This is a genomic window from uncultured Acetobacterium sp. (genome assembly GCF_927416815.1).
GTDB lineage: Bacteria > Bacillota > Clostridia > Eubacteriales > Eubacteriaceae > Acetobacterium.
This window is the reverse complement of sequence record NZ_CAKMJU010000111.1, coordinates 1-18,606: the sequence shown is the minus strand read 5'-3', so window position 1 is coordinate 18,606 and position 18,606 is coordinate 1. Positions and strand designations below refer to the sequence as shown.

Here is an 18,606-nt window from a genome sequence, read left to right as displayed (position 1 = left end):
CGGCCATCATGACCGCAAAATCTTCCTGTTTTTTTGAAATGTTCGTCAGATTTAGAATTCATTTTGTATTCTGAAAATAATTCTCCCGAATTTTATGAACCAGGCAAAAAAACAGGCCTTTTTCACAGGTCCCGGACGGTTTTTCTTGTGTCAACCATATTTTTTCCATGGACGACACAAAAGAACCGTCCCCTTGTGCGCCCTTGTGCGTGTTGTCCCCCTGTGCGTTATTCCAACAAAAATTCAACAATATTGATGATTTTTATGCCGTCAAAATCTGAATAAAGAGGATTGTCCATGGTAAGGATTATCTTCGGATAATGATCGGTGATTGATTGAAGTGATCGTAGTTCGCGGTTTCTTGTTGCTTCATCCAGAATGCTTGCAGAAACCTGGTAGTATATTTTTAGGTCTGCTTTTGTTGCGACGAAATCTACTTCAAGTGATCCGATTTTTCCAATTGCAACAGCGTAACCGCGTCGCAGTAATTCTAAATAGATAATGTTTTCGAGCACCTGTCCGTAGTCGGTGTTTCTAAGACCGGTCAGCTGATTGCGAAGGCCAATATCAACCATATAATATTTTTCAAGGGTCTTGAGAAACAGCTTGCCTTTGAGATCATAGCGGTTTGCACGGTAAATGATAAAAGCATTTTCAAGCATTTTCAGATAGTTATCGATGGTGTCACTGGTTGTTTTTCTTCCGCTGCTAGTCAGGTAGTCGCTAATTTTTTTAGTTGATACAATATTGCCAATGTTAGCGGCAATAAATTTTAGGACGCTTTCCAACAAAGCGGCATCTCTGACCTGATTACGCTGAACAACATCCTTCATGATCACTGTATTGTAAATGCCACTTAAAAATGGGGCGATGGTATCGGGATAGTCTTTTAGCTCAACAACGGTAGGGAGACCGCCAAATTCTAAGTAATCTTTAAACATTGCATCGACATTGTCACCCTTTTCGAAATCAGTAAAATCAAGATACTCCTTAAAGGACAACGGCAGCATTTTTATCTCTACATATCGGCCGGAGAGGAGCGTAGATAACTCTGAGGACAAGAGATACGCATTGGAACCGGTGATGTAAATATCAACATTAGAATCTACTAGAAATGAGTTGATGGCCTTTTCCCAGGACTCAACCTGCTGTACTTCATCAAGAATAATGTAGTATTTTTCATTTGCGATGGTCATTTTGTTTTTAATATAGTTGTATAAATGAGCATACCTTGTAATCTGATCGAATTCAAAGGCTTCAAAATTGATCCGGATAATATGATCATCATGAACACCGCTGCTACGTAAGTGCTCCTCAAATAATGAAAGCAAAGTTGACTTACCACAACGGCGCACACCAGTAACAACTTTTATCAGTGGTTTATCTTTAAAATGAACCAGTTGAGTTAAATAAAGATCTCGTTTTTTCATAATGAATCACCTCACAATAATGATTATACCAGAAATAAAATAAAATAGAACAAGTAATTCGAGTATAGTCGAATAAAAAAAGAGGTAGCGGTGCCACTCTCTCGACAAAGGCCAGTCTGCCACCCGGTAGAAGTACCAATCGGTCTGGCATTCCATCTAAACCCGGAGAGACAAACTTCGGGCTGATACCACCCATCTTTTTTACAGTTGTTAGCAGTTTTTGTTCAATCCTTTTTTGCCGCATCTATTTTTTTCCGTTTCCGGACAAAAAGGGTGGACAGCTGCCCAAAAATCCCTATACGCGCGCATATATACGTGTACGCACCCAAGTCACTCTTATTTTTATTATTATTTACTATAAAGGGGTTTTTCTTGTCCTCTTGTCCTAATTGTGTATATTACGACCGGTGAACTCCATTTGCACGGTCATTTAGATCCACCCTCACGGAAGCAGATCCATTAGTAACTAACTGCTAATATTCAGAATCAACGTGGACATAGGTAAGACGACAGATATGTTAACGCTCTTAAATTGCATAAAATATCATTAAAACAAAGGTTCAATTTTCATCCATCTGTTGCAAACGATAACACGTTCTGGTAATATAGACCTAAGGTGGTGATTTATATTGGGAAGAAAGCCGATGATTGAATATAGCGAAGGTGTGTATCACTTAATTCAGCGGGGAAATAACCGAGGTTTCATCTTTGATCGAAGAGAAGACAAAGAATATCTGCTGGAATTGATTAGGGACTTTCAAAGAATTATGGGTTTTGAATGTTATGGCTATGTGATCATGAGTAATCATTATCATCTGATTATCAAAAGGCACGAAGTCCCGATTAAGGATATCATGCATCGGATTAACAACCAGTTTAGTCGCTATTATAATCAGAAAAATAAGCGTACCGGTCATGTTTTTGAAAACAGATATCGAGGCTATCATGTCATGGATGATCGTTACCTGTTATCGTTACTCCGGTATATCCACCAAAATCCGGTCAGTGCGGGGATTTGTCAACGCGTCAGTGACTATGCCTGGAGCAGCGATCACTTTTACCGAAAAAACACCCTCTGGGCTCTGGTGAACATTGATTTTATTTTGGGAATTTTTTCAGCGGACAGAAAGAATGCTTTATAAGCATACTGCGACTTCATGGATGAAAAGATCCTCGAAGATGAGCGTATTTTTGAAGGTTCAGATCGGGTTGAAAATAAGGAAAAGGATACCACCCCAATCAAAACGGTCGTCGCTAAAAAAATGAATCAAAAAACATTAGATGAACTATTAAAAGAAGTTACCATGGATGATGAAATCTATGAAGCCATAAAAGCGGGTTCAAGAAAAAGGGCATTGAGCAGCTATAAAAAAGCGTTCATTCAATCGGCTTTAAAAGAAAATTACACCATGCGGGCAATCGGTGAAAGTATCTCTGTGAGCGAAGTGGCAATCTATAAAATGGTTTCAAAAAATCCGTAAATGCGCCAACCAGGAGGGAAAGATGGCTTCTATTGTAAACAGTTTTGCTATTTCTGCAGTTGAGGCCTATCTCGTGGATGTGGAGGTCAAAACGATCAATGGCCAGCCGATGATTGCCATTGTTGGCCTGGGGGATACGGCGGTAAAAGAAGCCAGAGAACGGGTTGAAGCGGCAATCAATGACAGCCGCTACGTTTTTCCGCAAAAGAAGGTTGTTATTAATCTGGCACCGAGTGATTTAAAAAAGAGCGGTTCCCATTTTGATTTGGCCATTGCGATTGGTTTATTAATGGAAACCGGCCAGCTGGTGTTGCAAAAAGCGGAACGCTTTGGGATTATCGGGGAGTTATCTTTAAACGCCAGTTTGCGGGCGTGCTCCGGTATTTTGCCGATGGTGACAGCGGCCCGGGCAGCCGGCGTTAAAAATGTCATTGTTCCCATGGATAATCTCAAGGAAGCAACCCTGGTTAAAGACATTGATATCTTTGGCTTTGAGTCATTAATGGATGTGGTTGAATTCTTAAAAGGGAATAAGCCGTACAATCAGGAACATAACCGGTCCAAATCTGACCAAATTAAAGGTCTGGATGAACTTGATTTTAAAGATGTTCAAGGACAGGATGGTTTGATCGAATACATTGTTGTGGCGGCTGCCGGAGGACATAATCTGCTGATGATTGGTTCCCCGGGGTGCGGTAAATCAATGATTGCCAAACGGATCCCAACTATTTTGCCAAGTATGACGTTGGACACAGGGGGACGGAGATTTTGTGTTCGCTGTTTCGCAAAAGAAAGCAGAAAAGTAAGCAAAAGGGGACGGTTTTTCTTGTGTCAACCATATTTTTCTAATGGAGGACACAAAAGAACCGTCCCCTTGTGCGCCCTCCCTTGTGCGCACCCTTGTGCGCATCCAAACTGAATAAAGAAGATCATTCCCCAGTGACCCATAGACCTGAGGTTTTATCAGCAATAGAAAAACCCACTGAGTTGGCAGATAACAGTTATCTACCACTTGGTGGGTTATTATTATTTGAAATAAGATTCATATAAACTGTCCATACTAGAGGAAAAATCTCCCCAGCAAGGGTTTGTACTTTTCTCCCGATCGGTTAGATAGTACTGATATTTGTAAAGCATTTTCATGGCTGTTTTATCAGCCAGATCATTTCTGTATAGATAGTAAATCAGCTCATACATCTTGATAGCTTGTACATTATCTAAGCCTGTAGACCACTCTTCTGATTTTTCAATGAGTTGAATGGCATTATTATCATTAGCTGCGAAGTAGAGGAGACCTTTGACAGCAATATAAGACAATGATTTCACTTCTCCACGATCATCCTTGTTATCAAGCATCGGATCGTATTTAGTGAGAGAAGCAATTTTTGATTCAATGGTATCTCTTAAAATTTTTTCAACTTCTGTTAGAGATGAATCCTTGTGAATAATGATCTCCGGTGGAATGCTATCCCTTTTCGCATCTACATAATTTTGGGGAGAGATTCCAACCAGTTCATCATATACTGCTTCGTGAATAGCTAGATTTGGAAAGACACTGAAAATGGGGTCTAACCAGATCTCTCTAAACTGTTCAAAACCGATGCCTCTTTTAGTGATTGGCCTTCTATCTGGAGCAATAAGGAAATTCGCATCTAAAGTGATGATTTGTTCCGGATCTTCAATTATACTTATCAATGCTGGGTTTGGATAGGTAAGATTAATCTTCATCATCATCCTCCCCACTGAAGAAAGCATCAAGCTCATCTATGTCTTCCTGAGAGACTTTTATCTCATAGCTAAATTCATCAGGCGTTTTATTGAAAAGGCTTAAGGTTTCTGCGAATTTATCTTCGTCTATGAGATTGTCTTCAAAGTTTCTAATGATGATCTCGATTTCATTAGGGGAAGTACCTATATTTTTAGTGGGCTGATTCAATTTAAGAAACTCGTCTTTATTAGTGGCCAGACCTGCTTTACCGTATTCACCTTGAAGATCTCGTTCATCAATAGAGTATAATTCTGTATACTGGTCTGATGAAATTGCACCTATCTCGTGCAGTCTTCTGACAAGTGAACGATATGGGAGCCACCATGTACAGTGGAGTCTAGCGATAAATCTCAACAGTGCTTTATGTTGAATTTTCTCAAGAGAAGATGTCTTAAACTCATCAAGAACAATACTTTCTAGTACTGTTTCAGGCAACAAAAACTCTGCTGCAAAACGGTTAGCTTTTACTTCAATAAGGCTATTATCTTCATCTTCCGGTCTGCTTAGATGTGAGCCGGATTTTGTGTAATAGTGATACAACTCATGAGCAATAGCAAAGATTTGCTTATCATAAAAATCTGCAGTATTTAGCCCGATGAAAGTAAGTTTTTTATCGCCTTCTTCAGAATACATAATAGCAGCAGAAAAAGCTGGTCTATCACCTTCAGGTTCGATGGGATATTCCAGCAACATGATGTCTAGTCTATCAAGAATTGTAAAGATGTCGTTGGCAATAGGTGTTTCGCCTACAAAGCCTAGAAATCGGCGCTCATCTCCAGCTAATTTGCGAATTTCATCTACTTGGACTTCATTAAGCGTGAGTGGATTCATTTTCAAATGAGCTCCTTAATTTAATTTGCTGTCTAAGGGACAACATCATAGTGAATAGTTTTTCTACGCCTTCTTTTTCACTATCGCTTAATGTTTCACTTCGAAGAGCAACAAAAGAGTTCGTTCTTTCTTTCTCCACAAACATTTCTGTAAGATCAAAACCTAAAACATTTGATAAAGCTTCAAACTGTACAATTGATGGAGTGAAGTCTTCTCTTTCAATGCGGCCTATCATAATTCTGTTTATACCCGTTAAATTACCGAGTTCTTCTTTTGTAAATCCTTTTGTTTCTCTAAGGTTTCTAACTGTTTCAGCTAATTTTTTAGTTGACAAAGTTTTCATAGTTTGGGCCTCCTTTCAATACTATAGTATGCCCGTATCTAATTATATGATACTATAAATAACAAAATGCGTCAATCTTTATTAATATTGTACCCAAAATGAAATAAATAATAACATACGATGCAAAAAAACTCCAGGTATAGGTACCTCAGGTATAGGTACCTGACACCAACTTATAAACTTTAGCGTTAGCGGTGCCACTCTCTTAACTATTCAGCTTAACTTATGAGCTGGTCTTGTTGAAATAGAAGAACAGGAAGTGACGCAAGGGGCGGTTCATATAAACCAATTGGTTCTACAATTTTGATCGTTGCAGTACGGAACGAAACGATTAATTGAAGTTTGATTAAAAGTGCAACGATTAATGAAACGAAAAATATATCGTTTCACGATTGGTTTTGTGGTAAAATTATCCTATAAAGAACAGGGAGGCTTACCAGTGAAAATGAAAGAAAGCTATAATTTGGAATTTAAAGAACAAATATCAAGAACTTTTCTAAAGACGGTCAGTGCCTACGCTAATTATAACGATGGTGAAATATTATTTGGGATCGATGATGATGGACAACTTTTGGGGATGAAAAATCTTGCAACTGAGGAATCTTTAAGAATTGAAAACATGATTAACGATTCGCTTGTTCCAGTTCCGAATTTTGAAATTAGCATTGAAGCAATCGGAGATCTAAAGGTTATTCGCTTAGCGGTTAAAAAAGGGAAGGATACACCTTACTATTGTAAAGGGAAAGCTTATAAACGTGCGGATACTGCTACCATTGAAGTTGATCGGTTTGAACTTAGACGACTAGCGATGGAAGGTATCAATCTGAATGACGAGGATAGAAAAGCTTCTTCTCAGGAGTTGTCATTTGCCGTGTTAGAACGGTGGTTACAAGAAGCAGCTGGTATCGAAAAAATAAACTTGGATATTCTAAAAACCCTTAATTTATATAACAAGGATGGTTATTACAACCTTGCCGGAGAATTACTGGCGGATCATAATGAAATCGGTTTTTCGGGGATTGATATTGTGAAATTCGGTAAAGACATCAGTCAGATCCAATTCAGAAAAACCATCACCAATCGTTCTTTGTTAACCCAATTTGATATGGCAATCGAACTTTTTGAACAGTATTATATATTTGAAGAAATTGATGGTTATAACAGAACGAAAAAAGAACGGATTCCCAAAGAGGCGTTTCGAGAATCCATGGCAAACGCCATCGTTCATCGTTTATGGGACATTAACTCGTTTATTCAAATAGCGATGTATGAGGATCAAATCGAAATCAACTCGCCTGGAGGTCTGCCGGCAGGTGTTTCTAAAGAGGAATACTTATATGGGAATATCTCAGTTTTGAGAAATCCTATTATTGCAGGAGTTTTTGATCGCTTAAATATTATTGAAAAATTTGGGACAGGAATCGCAAGAATAAATGAGGAATATCTTCATAGCATGACAAAACCTCTTTTTGATGTGAGTGAAAATAGAATTCGAATCGTATTACCGGTCATCAAAATTGATAAAGCGGATTTGCCTGAAGATGAAGGGATTGTTTATGGTGTTTTAAAAGAAGCGGGAGAATTGACAAGAAAAGCAATCGATTTAAAAACCGGATTTGATAAGACGAAAACCATTAGGGTCTTGAATAAATTGACCACCAGGCAGTTAATTACAAAAGAGGGCAGTGGAAGATCAGTAACTTACAAGCTGAAGTAAAGCCTTTAAAGGTGTTGCTACCTAGAGGTGTGCGATCCTCGGCACCACGCTCTTTTACCTTATTGAACAAATAATTATCTTGTCTTATAACAATTATATGATACAATAAGTGAGAGGTGAAAACATTATATGGAACGTAAGATAAATAATTACTTAATTAAATGGAAAAAAAGTTCAAGAAGAATGCCGTTGCTTATTAATGGAGCGAGACAGGTGGGAAAAACCTATAGTGCCCTTACCTTTGGGAAGACTTATTATCAAAATACAGTTTATTTTAATATGGAGGATTCTAAAGAAATAACGGCAATTTTTGAGCGGGATTTAAATCCTGAACGGATCGTCAGAGAATTATCGGCAAAGATCGGTCAGTCAATTTTTAAAGAAGAGACCCTGATTATTTTTGATGAAATTCAATCTTGTGAACGGGCTCTGACTGCCTTGAAATATTTTTGTGAAGAAGCGCCAGAGTATCATATTATTGCGGCTGGCAGCTTGCTGGGAGTTGCTTTGAATCGGGAAAAATTTTCTTTTCCGGTTGGAAAGGTAGATATGATCACGTTATATCCCCTTGATTTTGAAGAATTTCTATGGGCAACGGATAATTACAAAATCAGGAATCTCATTTGTGAATCATTTGAAGCATTTACGCCTTTATCCATCCACGAAACGGCAATGGATCTGTATAAGATGTATTTGGTGGTTGGTGGGATGCCCAGAGCAGTGACGGAATATATTGAGACAAAAGACTTTGATTTTGTGATGGTTGCTCAAAAGACCCTTAATGATTCCTATATTGCCGACATGGCCAAGTACGCAACACCACACGAAACGACTAAAATTATGGCCGCTTGGGCAAGTGTTCCTGCGCAACTGGCAAAAGAGAACCATAAATTTCAGTATAAAGTGATTAAATCTGGGGCAAGAGCCTATGATTATGAAATTCCGCTGGACTGGTTAAAAGCTGCGGGTATTATTAATAAGTGCGTTCGCATTCATGAAGGCAAGATGCCCCTATCTGCTTATGCTGATAATACTTCGTTTAAGTTGTACATGGCTGATACAGGTCTGCTGTGCTCTAAATTTGACATCCAAGCCAATATAATTTTAGATAGCCCGGTGAGTTTTCATGGGTTTAAAGGTGCTTTAACAGAAAACTATGTGATGCAGGCTCTTGTTACTAATGGTTTTGCGCCCTATTACTGGAGCTCTCCGGGAAAAGCAGAGTTGGATTTTGTGTTTCAGGATCGTCAGGGAAATGTCATTCCGTTGGAAGTAAAATCGGCTGACAATGTCAAAGCAAAGAGTTTAAAACTGTTTATGTCTTTGTATCAACCGCCTTATGGCATTCGCGTTTCTGCTAAAAATTTTGGTTTTGAAAATAACATTAAAAGTATTCCGCTTTATGGCGTGTTTTGTTTAACTCATTAGGGGACACAGGGGGACGGAGGTTTTGTGTTCTGTCAACCATATTTCTCTAAAATAAAGCAGAAAAGTAAGCAAAAGGGGACGGTTTTGTCTTCTGTCAACCATATTTCTCTATAATAAAGCAGAATAGTAAGCAAAAGGGGACGGTTTTTTTGTGTCAACCATATTTTTTCCATGGATGACACAAAAGAACCGTCCCCTTGTGCGTTGCCTGTGCGTTATCGTTCCATCAAAGCAAATATAACTTCTTCAATAAAAATAATAAAGCAGGTTCGTGATTTTTCATAAGGCTTTAATTGTTGCGACTGGGTGGAGTTAGTCAGAAAGAGAATATTTTCATAGTCGTCAATCAGTTCCTGGTTATACTCTTCGGCAATCAGTAAGATATCACAGCCATTCTGCCGGGCTTCTTCACAAACGGCCTGAAAAGAGGCGAATTTGCCAGTGGTCGAAAAAATCACCAGCAGGGTTTTATCATCGAGCCGTCGGCTTGCGGTGATGATGTCGGGGATCGCGACGATAAATTTATCCGAATGAATCCGCAGCTTATACTCAAAGTATTGAGCACAGATAAAAGAAGGACCATAACCAAACAGGACAATCTTCTCATGGCGATCAAACTGGTCTAAAAAAGTGTCCACCAGAGCGGGGTCGAATTGCTCGGCAAAGCGACAGATTCTCTCCATCTCAGAAGAGACTTTTTTTTCTGGCAAGCTTTCACCGCGGATAAAAGCGGCAAACTGTTTGTAATTATCAAAGCCCATTTTTTTAACAAACTTCGAAATTTTAGACGATGAACAGCCGCAGATTTCGGCAGCCTCAGTAATTTTAAGGTGGTCACTATTTTTAAGGTGGGGGATCAGATTATCGTAAATTTGATGTTCAAGGGGATTCAGACGATTCAAGTCAAATATCAGCATTAAGATTCTACCTTTCTTTTTTTTTCATTGTAGCATAAATTGTTCATCATTACCAGCCAATAAATGGAAAGTTTTCCATTGAGTTATATAATATAACAAAATGACGAAAATATTCCAAAAAAGCGTTGACATTTTAAGGCGGTGATTGTATTATTGAGAACAACAAGCAACCGTAAATAATAGTCAATTACGAAATGTTTGTATATTGATTCGGAGGTTATGATGACGAAAGAAATAGTATTGGAAGGGTTGAAAAAACTTTTAACGAATGAGCAGATCAATGTTGATGCCGATGATTTATACGACGCCACAGCAGATCGCTATAAAAAATATGCCAAAGCCAAAAAAGTATTGGATAATCCATCCCCCTGTGCCATTGTTTATCCTAAAAATAGCAGCGAAGTCAGCGACTTATTAATGTTTTGCAATCAAAACCAAGTCAATGTGATCCCGCGCAGCGGTAAAACGGCTACCGAAGGTGGGCTGGAAAACTGGAAAGAACTGGCCGTAGTAATCGATGGTAAAAATTTAAATGAAATCGTAAACATTGATACCTACAATATGCAGGCGACAATTCAGGCTGGCGTGGCCTTACAGGATCTCGAAGACGAACTCAGAAAGGTCGGCTATACGACTGGCCATTCACCGCAGTCAAAACCGGTCGCCCAGTATGGTGGCCTGGTAGCAACCCGCAGTATTGGACAGTTATCGACCCTGTATGGCGGGATCGAAGACATGGTGGTAGGGCTTGAATGTGTTTTCCCCAACGGTCATATATCGCGGATAAAAAATGTCCCCCGCCGCGCTGGTGGACCGGATATCCGTCATATTGCAATCGGAAACGAAGGTACCCTCTGCTATATCACCGAGGTGACCATTAAAATATTCAAACATTTCCCCGAGAATAACAAGTTTTATGGCTACCTGATCAAAGACATTGATACCGGAATCAAGGTGCTTCGCGAAGTATTCACCAACAGCTACCGGCCATCGGTGGCCCGAGCCTATTCTGAAGAAGATGCCCGCCAACATTTTTACCATTTCCATAAAGACAAATGTGTCTTGATTTTTATGGCTGAAGGACCACAAGCGATTGTTGAAGCGACAGGCGCCGGCATTGAAGAAGCGGTTGAAAAATTCCAGGAGGGGATCATCGAGCAGGTCGATAGCAGCCTGATTGAAGACTGGTTTAACCATTTAAACTGGTCACAACAAGATATCGACGACGAGGTTGAAGAAATGATCAACAACGACAGCCACAGTGGTTACACCACTGAGATATCCGCCGACTGGGCTACCGTAAGCCAGATTTACGACAACGTCATCAAGCGGATTCGCAGCGAGTTCCGTTTTGCTGATGATCTGACAATGCTGGGTGGCCATTCATCGCACAGCTATTTAAATGGCACCAATATGTACTTTGTCTATCAATACACGATTAACTGTGAACCGGAAGATGAGTTTAGAATGTATCACCATCCCCTGCAAACCATCATCGTCGAAGAAACCCTAAAGCTGGGTGGCTCGATGTGTCACCACCATGGGATTGGAAAATATCGGAACCAGTGGACCCGGCAAGAACATGGTTCGGCTTACTATATGTTAGAAACCCTCAAAGAAGCCTTTGATCCCAAGGGGATTATGAGCTACGGCAATATTTACTATCAGGAAGACGCTGCCAAATATCAACAATAAGGCTGGTCGGTCTTAAAAACAAGGCCGGGGTGAGCAGTGGCCAGCGCCCCGGCTTGTGGCTAAGAGCAGTGTGGAGGTCAAAATGAAAATCATCTGTCTGGTAAAATTTACGCCCGATGTTGATCAGTTTCAATATGATTATGAAAAGAATATCTTAATCAGAGAAAACGTTAAACTGGTGATCAATCCTGACGATGCCTGTGCCTTGGGGTTTGCCCTGGGGCTTAAAAAAAAGACACCCGAGGTGGTCATCGAAGCGGTCACAATGGGGCCACTCAATGTCACCGCCATGATGGCCGATATTCTCCGCCGCAAAGTCGATCTGGCCACGATTTTATCGGATCGCCAGTATGTCGGCAGCGACACCTATGCGACCAGTCGGATCATCGGAAAATATCTGGAAACGGCCGATTACGATGTTATTTTAACTGGCAGCCACAGTCGCGATGGTGATACCGCCCAGATACCTGGCCAACTGGCCGAGTATCTGAAGCTAAATCAGATCTCACAGATCCGCAAGATTGACCAGCCTTCGATGCTAAACAAGCGTGCCTTAGTCGAAGTCGACAGTGAAAAATATCTTGAAACCTATGAAATTCCTTTGCCGGCGATTTTAAGTGTTGGCCGGGAAAGTAATTATAGATTACCCTTTGTCCGTTACGATGATCTGGATTTAGATGTCAGTGACCGGCTAAGAATAATTGACAATGATAGCCTGGCCGTGGATAGCAAAAAAATCGGCCTCAAAGGTTCCCCCACCAAGGTGATCAAAAGCTATCCCATCGACTATCAAAAAAAAGAGCAGGTCATTGTAAAAAATGATGACCAGGGAATTGACATGGTGATGGCATTTCTAGAAAAGGAGGGCTATCTGTGAAAAAAAAATGTCTGTTCTTTTATGAAGAAGACCAGGGCAACTATGTTAAAGATCTGCTGGAAGTGGCGCGGCAGATGTATGGTGAAAACTTTGAAAGTTATGCCCTGGTCATTAATCCCCTTGATGTAAACGTTATAAGCGGATTTGATTACCTGCTGGCGGTTAAGGATCAGCGGCTCAAGGACTATGACCTGATCAATATCACCAGTCTGATGGCAGAATGCCAGCAAGTATATCAGTTTGATGCGGTGATCGTTTTGGCAACCCAGCTGGGACGGATGCTGTCTCCACGGCTGGCGATGCGGCTTCATGTTGGCTTGGTAGCCGACATTACTGCCATCAAAAGCCACCCCGATGGCACAATTGAGATGATTCGGCCGGCCTTTGAAGGAAAACTGCTGGCCGGAATCATCAATGACGGTGACGGCCCAACCATGATGAGTGTCCGACCAGGGGTTTTCTTGGATCAACAAAGTACCGCTAAAATTCCTGAAGTTCTGGCCTGCCAGCTGCAAACTATTGAAGATACCGGGATGCGGCGAATCAGTCAGATTCGCAAGCCAGATAGCCGTGATATCCGCGAAAGCCGGGTTCTGGTTGCCGGCGGCGGTGGCGTATTAAAAGATTTTGATCAATTAGATCAGCTGGCGCAAGCCTTGGGCGGGATGACAGCAGCTAGTCGGCGGATTGTTGACAGCAACAAGGCAGACCGCACCATTCAAGTCGGCCAGTCGGGCAAAACGGTTCATCCCGAGCTTTACATTGCCTTGGGAATTTACGGAGCGCTTCAGCACGTTGCGGGTCTCAACAAGGTCAAACATTTAATTGCCGTTAATACCAATATCAAAGCCCCGATCTGCAGTCTTGCGGATATTGTCGTCGAAGGCGATGCCGCCGAGTTTGTCAGAAAACTGACCACACGCATCAATGAAAATAAACAAGCGGAGTAACAAGAACGCGTAAAAAACTGAAAAAAACGAATTAAAAAACTTAACTATAAGGAGAACTAAAGGATGGAAATTACAGATTTTAACATGGACTATTTTTCAATAAAAGGTAAGAATGCCATTGTAACCGGCGGTAACAGTGGTTTGGGTCAGGCTTTTTCACTTTCTTTGGCCAAAGCCGGCGCCAACGTCTTTATGCCGAGTGTATTACCTGATGATCCCGAATTCAATGCGCTAATTGAAGCGGCAGGGGGCAAAGCCGTCTATATGCAAGCCGATTTAACTGCCCCCGGGATGCCCCAAAAGATTGTTGATAAATGTGTCGAAAGCCTTGGCTCTGTCGATATTTTGGTTAACTGTGCCGGGATTTGCCTGATTGAAGAGGTCCGAAAATTTGGCCGCGCCCAATGGGACCCAATGATCGCCATCAATCTGACCGCTGCCTTTGAAATGATTCATGCCTGTACTGATTATTTTATCCAACAAAAAAGCGGCAAAATTATTAATATCTGTTCCTTATTCTCCTTTATGGGCGGACAATGGTCACCTGCCTATGCTGCTAGCAAGCATGGGATTGCCGGCTTAACCAAAGCCTATTGTGATGAATTAGCACAGTATAATGTTCAGGTCAACGGCATTGCTCCGGGATACTTTAAAACACCAGTGGCTCAGGCTTCCATCGATGATCCCGAACGTAACAAATGGATTGTCGACCACACGGCTGAAGGACGCTGGGGCGATGTCGCCGACCTGATGGGCGCCTGCGTATTTTTAGCCAGTGAGGCATCGCATTTTGTTAATGGTCATGTGCTGGTTGTTGACGGCGGCTTCCTGGTTCGTTAAGCGTTAAAACAATGGATTTCTAAGCGTCCATTTTTTAAAAACCGGGCTAATGCCGGGTAATAAATTCTTTGGAGGAAAGTATGGAAAATTCTAAAAAAGTTCGTTGGCCAATTTTTTTAACCCCATGGATTCTGGCAGTGGCAACAATCTTGTTAAATTTAGTCAATGGAGAAGCCTTTAATACGGCGATTATGGGAGCCACTGGTTTGATTCTAGACGGTTTTTCATGGCTCTTTGCACTGATGGCATTTATCTGTGTGGTGCTGATTGTCGCGGCTTATTTTTCACCCTTTGGCAATGTCCGCATCGGCGGTAGCAAAGCCAAGCCGATGTTAAAGCAAACCAACTATGTCTGGATCGTCCTGTGTACCATTATGGCTGCCGGGATCTTACTCTGGGCCTGTGCGGAACCGATGTATCATTACTACACCCCACCGGCACACATTACCGCCGAATCTCCCGATGCGATTAATTTCTTAATGAAAAACATTTTTCTGGAGTGGACCTTTACACCGATGAGTATCTATGGTGTCCCCGCAATCTTATTTGCATTTTCATTCTATAACATGAAAAGAGATTACTCAATTGGTGCGCTCTTGTATCCAGCGATTAAAGCGGAATGGGCTAAAAAAGCGGCTCCCGCGGTCGATGTAATCTGTCTGTTTGCGCTCGTTTGTGGGATGGCGGCCTCGATGGGTTCGGCGGTATTCTTAGTCACAGGCGGCGTATCCTCTTTAACTAACGGTGTCTTTGTCGAAGGACCATTGGTCTGGACGATTGTCGCGGCCGTGATTGTGACAGCCTTTGTCGCCTCAGCGGTATCCGGGGTTATGAAGGGGATTCGAATTCTATCAACCATTAATTCAAGAATTTACCTGGCACTAGGACTATTTGTGTTCTTATTTGGACCAACCTTCTATATTCTCAATTTAACGGTTGAAAGCTTTGGTTCCTACCTATCAAGTTTTGCCCATATGTCCTTATTTATCTCAACCGGCGACGGCGATAAATGGGCGATGTGGTGGCCAGTATTCTTCTGGTGTAACTGGATGGCATGGATGCCAGTAACCTCAACCTTCCTGGGTAGAATCTCACGCGGATATTCGGTTAAAGAAGTGATCCGGGTTGTCGTATTATTCCCATCATTATTCTCGGTAGCATGGCTAGGACTGTTTTCATCATCCTCGCTCTATTATGAATTAGCTGGAAAAGGCATCAATCAGGCAATGGTCGACGGTGGTACCGCGGCTGCCACCTATGCGGTATTGCAGCAATTGCCAATCCCGATGATCACCATTTCAGTATTTCTGATGATCGTCTTTATCTCATTTGTAACGGCTTCTGACTCCAATACCAATGCGATGGCTGGATTATGTACCAGTGGTTTAACTGCTGAAGATACCGAATCACCAACCTGGCTAAAAGTTGTCTGGGGTGTAACCATCGGTGCCATGTGCATTATCTTTGTTAACGCCTTTGGATCAACCGACGCCTTGAAGTACCTTTCTAATTTAGGTGGTTTCCCGGTTGTATTCCTGCTAATTGTCCTGGTCATTTCCTTTGTTAAGGTGGCCACTAATCCGGCCAAGTACGATACCTTCACTGAAGATTATGACGAAATGGGCAAACCAATCCCATCAAAACGGCTGATCTCTGAGCAAGAAGAAATGCAGCTGGCTAGCCCGACTCCAGCCAGCCCAAGGCCTCAGCAATAACTGGTCAAAAAAAACTGCTGCATTGCGATTGTAAATGCAGCAGTTTGATTATCATTAGACAGCCAATGGGGATCGTCTCCAAAGGTGCTGTTGAATAAAATGAGGAAGGTAACCAATGTTTAACAGAAAAGTGTCGCAAGTGGAGCCGATCGTATTGCCGGAGAATGTTAAAAATACCTATCAGTTTAACTATCGCCTGACATATGATGAAGCCTATGAATCGTTTTTTTTGCTTGCCAACAAGCGCAGTAAAAAATGGAAAATGCTGAGTGGTATTTTTTTGGCAGTGGTCGCAACAGTGATGTTAATACTACGTTATTTTGACCAAAACGGAATCCACTATTCATTTATCGCTTTGGTTGCCATTCTGATGTTGTTCGACCTGATTTATGCTCCGATGATAAAAGCCAAACTAGGAGCCCGTAAGGTAGCTAAACAAAATGGACTCTACAAAATTGCTGTAACAGCGACAGGGCAGCTGCGGCTGCCAAATGGTGACGTCATGGATCTTGCCAATGATAAAGATGCCAGAGTGATCGAAACATCCAAAATATTTGCCCTACGACCCGATGGAAGACATACCTTTTGCATCCCCAAACGGATCTTAAGAAGTGACGAAGCGGGCATCCGGGAAATTTTTAAGGCCTATCTGAAATACCAGCTGAGTTAAGCGATGACTGTGGTGAAGACAAGGATAAGAGGAGAAAAATAAAAATGACAAATAAAAAATATATAATCGGCATCGACGAAGGTTCGCAAAGCGCCAAGATTTTAATCTTTGATCTAGAGGGCAATATCGTCTGTGAAGGCAAACAAGATTTAAGACCCTATGATTTACCGCGGCCGGGCATTGTCGAGCACCCCGATGATGACTGGTGGGACGCCATCTGTGTGGCCGGTAAACAAGCCATGGCAAGTTTTAAGGGCGATCCGGCCGACATTATCGGGGTCGGCTTATGTACGATTCGCTATTGTCGGGCCTTTCTAAAAGCTGATGGTAGTTTGGCTCAGCCAGCACTCAGCTGGATGGATGTCCGGGTTTCTCAAGCTTATCAGCATGTCAATGCGGAGGTTAAATATGTGACCGCCTCATCGGGCTATATTAGCCATCGCCTGACCGGTCAATTTAAGGATACCGTCGCCAACTATCAGGGAATGTGGCCGATTGACACCGATCAATGGCAGTGGCTGGCAGATGGTCCGGCATTTGACAGCATCGGGATTCCCCGGGAGATGCTCTTTGAGCTGGTGATGCCGGGAGATATCTTAGGCCATGTTACCGCTGAGGCTGCCGCAGCGACCGGAATTCCCATTGGTCTGCCGGTGGTCGCCACCGCTAACGATAAGGCTGTCGAGGCCCTAGGGGTTGGCTGTTCCGGCACCGAAAGCGCCCTGATTTCGCTGGGAACCTATATAGCTGCGATGGCTGAGGGCTATGACAATCCTAAAAATACCGTCAACTTCTGGACTAACTTTGCATCAAAGCCCCATAGCTATCTCTATGAAAGCTTTGGGATCCGCCGCGGTATGTGGACGGTGAGTTGGTTTAAAGACATCCTAGGGGAAAGCTATGAAGAAATGGCCAAAACGAAGGGGATGACCGCCGAAGAATACCTGAGCTTGGAAGCCGCCCAGGCGCCAGCCGGTTGTGACGGCTTAATGACGATCCTAGATTGGTTGGCACCGACCGATAAACTCTACAAAAAAGGCCTGATGATCGGCTTTGACGGTCGCCACAAACGCGCCCATATGTATCGCTCAATTCTTGAAGCGATTGCCATGACGATGAAGTTACGGGTTGACGAAATGTGTGCTGAGCTTGAGATGACCCTTAAAGAGATTATTGTTTCTGGTGGCGGCTCCAACTCCGACTTGTTTATGCAGATATTTGCCGATGTCTTCGGTATTCCAGCCAAACGTAATGTCGTCAACGGCGCCGCCGGTCTAGGTGCCGCCATCTGTGCCGCCGTCGCCGTTAATGCCTTTAAAGATTTTGACGAAGCCGTCGAAAAAATGGTCAAGGTCAAAGATGTCTTCACCCCCAATCCCGAAAACAGCCAAATGTACGGCCAATTAACAGAAATCTACAAAGACATCACCAACCACACCGACCCGATTTTACAAAAAACCTACGAATTGTTCAATTAAGGACACAGGGGGACGGAGGTTTTGTGTTCTTTTGTCAACGATATTTTCTCTAACAGAAAGCAGAAAAACAAGCAAAAGGGGACAGTTTTTCTTGTATTAACAATATTTCTCTAAAAGAAAGCAGAAAAGCAAGCAAAAGGGGACATCTTTTCTTGTGTTAACAATATTTCTCTAAAAGAAAGCAGAGAAGCAAGCAAAAGGGGACGAGGTGACACAGGGGAGGTGACACAGGGGGACGGAGGTTTTGTGTTCTAAGCAGAATAGTAAGCAAAAGGGGACGGTTTTTCTTGTGTCAACCATTTATTTTCCATGGACGACACAAAAGAACCGTCCGGGACCTGTGAAAAAGGCCTGTTTTTTTGCCTGGTTCATAAAATTCGGGAGAATTATTTTCAGAATACAAAATGAATTCTAAATCTGACGAACATTTCAAAAAAACAGGAAGATTTTGCGGTCATGATGGCCG

General features: G+C 42.1%; 17 protein-coding genes and 1 pseudogene. 12 read left to right on the top strand and 6 right to left on the bottom strand.

From position 1 onward, the window contains the following. Positions 1-227: 227 nt before the first annotated feature. A complete protein-coding gene (locus QZ998_RS14180) occupies positions 228-1,430 on the bottom strand; it encodes an ATP-binding protein (protein WP_296561491.1) in 1,203 nt (400 codons plus the stop codon). Positions 1,431-1,530: 100 nt separating this feature from the next. Then, positions 1,531-1,674: pseudogene (locus tag QZ998_RS14175) on the bottom strand (VRR-NUC domain-containing protein); the annotation flags it as partial. A gap of 400 nt (positions 1,675-2,074) precedes the next feature. Between QZ998_RS14175 and QZ998_RS14170 the strand changes: the two are divergent. From QZ998_RS14170 to QZ998_RS14160, 3 genes are read left to right on the top strand one after another with little or no spacing between them, the layout of a single operon-like run. After that, positions 2,075-2,572: a transposase gene (locus QZ998_RS14170; RefSeq protein WP_296561490.1), complete on the top strand. Its 498-nt coding sequence runs from the start codon at positions 2,075-2,077 to the stop codon at positions 2,570-2,572. A gap of 15 nt (positions 2,573-2,587) precedes the next feature. Further along, entirely contained in the window at positions 2,588-2,911 is a 324-nt protein-coding gene (locus QZ998_RS14165) for a hypothetical protein (protein WP_296561489.1), read from the top strand. Between the two features lie 22 nt (positions 2,912-2,933). Then, positions 2,934-3,830 (top strand): magnesium chelatase domain-containing protein, encoded by an 897-nt coding sequence (locus QZ998_RS14160; RefSeq protein WP_296561488.1) that lies wholly within the window; start codon positions 2,934-2,936, stop codon positions 3,828-3,830. Positions 3,831-3,937: 107 nt separating this feature from the next. Here QZ998_RS14160 and QZ998_RS14155 read toward each other — a convergent pair whose 3' ends face one another. The 3 genes from QZ998_RS14155 to QZ998_RS14145 are packed head-to-tail and all read right to left on the bottom strand — an operon-like array spanning position 3,938 to position 5,853. Beyond that, positions 3,938-4,639 (bottom strand): hypothetical protein, encoded by a 702-nt coding sequence (locus QZ998_RS14155; protein ID WP_296561487.1) that lies wholly within the window; start codon positions 4,637-4,639, stop codon positions 3,938-3,940. Next, positions 4,629-5,510 (bottom strand): ImmA/IrrE family metallo-endopeptidase, encoded by an 882-nt coding sequence (locus QZ998_RS14150; RefSeq protein ID WP_296561486.1) that lies wholly within the window; start codon positions 5,508-5,510, stop codon positions 4,629-4,631. The genes QZ998_RS14155 and QZ998_RS14150 overlap by 11 nt, the downstream gene beginning before the upstream one ends. Next, complete coding sequence (locus tag QZ998_RS14145) at positions 5,491-5,853, bottom strand: helix-turn-helix transcriptional regulator (RefSeq protein WP_296561485.1); 363 nt, start codon at positions 5,851-5,853, stop codon at positions 5,491-5,493. The genes QZ998_RS14150 and QZ998_RS14145 overlap by 20 nt, the downstream gene beginning before the upstream one ends. A gap of 364 nt (positions 5,854-6,217) precedes the next feature. Here QZ998_RS14145 and QZ998_RS14140 point away from each other — a divergent pair, with 364 nt between their 5' ends. Together QZ998_RS14140 and QZ998_RS14135 are read left to right on the top strand one after the other, a co-directional pair. Beyond that, positions 6,218-7,570 (top strand): ATP-binding protein, encoded by a 1,353-nt coding sequence (locus QZ998_RS14140; protein WP_296561484.1) that lies wholly within the window; start codon positions 6,218-6,220, stop codon positions 7,568-7,570. Between the two features lie 129 nt (positions 7,571-7,699). Then, on the top strand, positions 7,700-8,998 hold the full coding sequence (locus tag QZ998_RS14135; protein ID WP_296561483.1) for an ATP-binding protein: 1,299 nt from the start codon (positions 7,700-7,702) through the stop codon (positions 8,996-8,998). A gap of 215 nt (positions 8,999-9,213) precedes the next feature. Here the strand turns inward: QZ998_RS14135 and QZ998_RS14130 are convergent, their stop codons facing one another. After that, on the bottom strand, positions 9,214-9,915 hold the full coding sequence (locus tag QZ998_RS14130) for an SIS domain-containing protein (RefSeq protein WP_296561482.1): 702 nt from the start codon (positions 9,913-9,915) through the stop codon (positions 9,214-9,216). A gap of 222 nt (positions 9,916-10,137) precedes the next feature. On the opposite strand from QZ998_RS14130, the gene QZ998_RS14125 reads away from it, so the two are divergent. The 7 genes from QZ998_RS14125 to QZ998_RS14095 all read left to right on the top strand — a co-directional run bounded on the left by QZ998_RS14125 (position 10,138) and on the right by QZ998_RS14095 (position 18,140). Next, positions 10,138-11,610 (top strand): FAD-binding oxidoreductase, encoded by a 1,473-nt coding sequence (locus tag QZ998_RS14125; protein ID WP_296561481.1) that lies wholly within the window; start codon positions 10,138-10,140, stop codon positions 11,608-11,610. Positions 11,611-11,692: 82 nt separating this feature from the next. Continuing rightward, a complete protein-coding gene (locus QZ998_RS14120; RefSeq protein WP_296561480.1) occupies positions 11,693-12,487 on the top strand; it encodes an electron transfer flavoprotein subunit beta/FixA family protein in 795 nt (264 codons plus the stop codon). After that, positions 12,484-13,437, top strand: coding sequence for an electron transfer flavoprotein subunit alpha/FixB family protein (locus tag QZ998_RS14115; RefSeq protein WP_296561479.1), 954 nt, complete (start codon positions 12,484-12,486; stop codon positions 13,435-13,437). Before QZ998_RS14120 ends, QZ998_RS14115 begins: the two co-directional genes overlap by 4 nt. Positions 13,438-13,500: 63 nt before the next feature. Further along, positions 13,501-14,277 (top strand): SDR family oxidoreductase, encoded by a 777-nt coding sequence (locus tag QZ998_RS14110; protein ID WP_296561478.1) that lies wholly within the window; start codon positions 13,501-13,503, stop codon positions 14,275-14,277. A gap of 80 nt (positions 14,278-14,357) precedes the next feature. Next, positions 14,358-15,992, top strand: a complete 1,635-nt coding sequence (locus QZ998_RS14105; protein WP_296561477.1) for a BCCT family transporter — start codon at positions 14,358-14,360, stop codon at positions 15,990-15,992. Between the two features lie 115 nt (positions 15,993-16,107). Next, on the top strand, positions 16,108-16,662 hold the full coding sequence (locus QZ998_RS14100; RefSeq protein WP_296561476.1) for a hypothetical protein: 555 nt from the start codon (positions 16,108-16,110) through the stop codon (positions 16,660-16,662). Between the two features lie 44 nt (positions 16,663-16,706). Further along, positions 16,707-18,140, top strand: a complete 1,434-nt coding sequence (locus QZ998_RS14095) for an FGGY-family carbohydrate kinase (protein WP_296561475.1) — start codon at positions 16,707-16,709, stop codon at positions 18,138-18,140. The last annotated feature ends 466 nt before the right edge of the window (positions 18,141-18,606 follow it).